Raw genomic sequence first — 1054 nt, forward strand, 5'->3', positions numbered from 1 at the left:
GGCAGATTGCAAGAAATAACTTGAACGAATTTAATGACGTAAATTAAGCAAGAAGATCTCGATTGGTGTATGCCAATTAAGACATTTAAGTGGCCGTGAATTCAAATACCAATTAATTTGAACCAATTGGTGATCACTTAGTTCTTCAATGGCTTGGCCTTTGGGAATAAAGCGCCGCAAAACTCGGTTACGGTTCTCATTACTGCCTCTTTCATGCGGTGAATAGGCATGGGCAAAATAAACCTGTGTACCAGTTCGCCGTTCAATTGTCTGATAGTTAGCGAACTCTTTACCATGATCTACGGTAAGCGTCTTGAGCTTGTCTTGAAGTTGACTAGCTAGTTCAAGTACGGCTTGAGTCATGGACTGACTGTCGCGACCATGGAGCCGTTTAACAATTGTCAGGCGACTCTTACGCTCCACAAAAGTAGCCACAGCTTGACCTTTACGTTTGCCAGAAAGTACGGTATCAGCTTCAAAGTGGCCGAATTCCTGGCGAGTTTCGACTTTATGAGGCCGCTCCTCAATGGAGCGGCCGTGATTGAACGTACCACGCTTTTCTTTAGCACGATGACGACGAATTCCATGATCAGGCAAATCGGTCAACTGTATATCAAGCCATCCTTGATCAATCCAGTTGTAGACCGTCTTGTAGGCAATCCCCACCACATGGGCAACTTGTTCAGGGGACCACTTCTGGACTTGAATCTTTCCCTCGATCAAGTGTTTAAGTTTTTTAGTGAGCGAAGACTTCCGCCCCCGTTGACTAACCTTTCGTTCAAAGTCAGTTTGCGCTAGCCCAGCCTGGTACTCACTATTTAGCCGGTGAAGTTCGTTAAAGATGGTGGTCTTACTAAAGCCTAAGTAGTTAGCGATGTATCGCAAGGAACGTCCTTCATTATGAAGCGTTTCAATGACAACACGGTTCTGGAATGATAAAATAGTGGTGCTCATCAAGGTCCTTCTTTCTAATGGATTGTGTGGTAACACCAGTAAAGACCTTGATGGTTTTTTCTGTCCACTTAAATGTTCAACTTAAATTTTACAATCTGCC

General features: G+C 43.9%; 1 protein-coding gene. It reads right to left on the minus strand.

Features of this window, described 5'->3' with window-relative positions; all coding sequences use genetic code 11:
- Positions 1-30: 30 nt before the first annotated feature.
- Positions 31-954: an IS30 family transposase gene (locus ACG95_RS13880; protein ID WP_024526065.1), complete on the minus strand. Its 924-nt coding sequence runs from the start codon at positions 952-954 to the stop codon at positions 31-33.
- Between the last annotated feature and the right edge of the window lie 100 nt (positions 955-1054).

The sequence above is a fragment of the Lactiplantibacillus herbarum genome (assembly GCF_001039045.1).
Classification (GTDB): Bacteria; Bacillota; Bacilli; order Lactobacillales; family Lactobacillaceae; genus Lactiplantibacillus; species Lactiplantibacillus herbarum.

Bases quoted from the DNA above. Each gene is read 5' to 3' on its own strand.
- ACG95_RS13880 (WP_024526065.1), bottom strand. From the start codon at position 954: ATGAGCACCACTATTTTATCATTCCAGAACCGTGTTGTCATTGAAACG.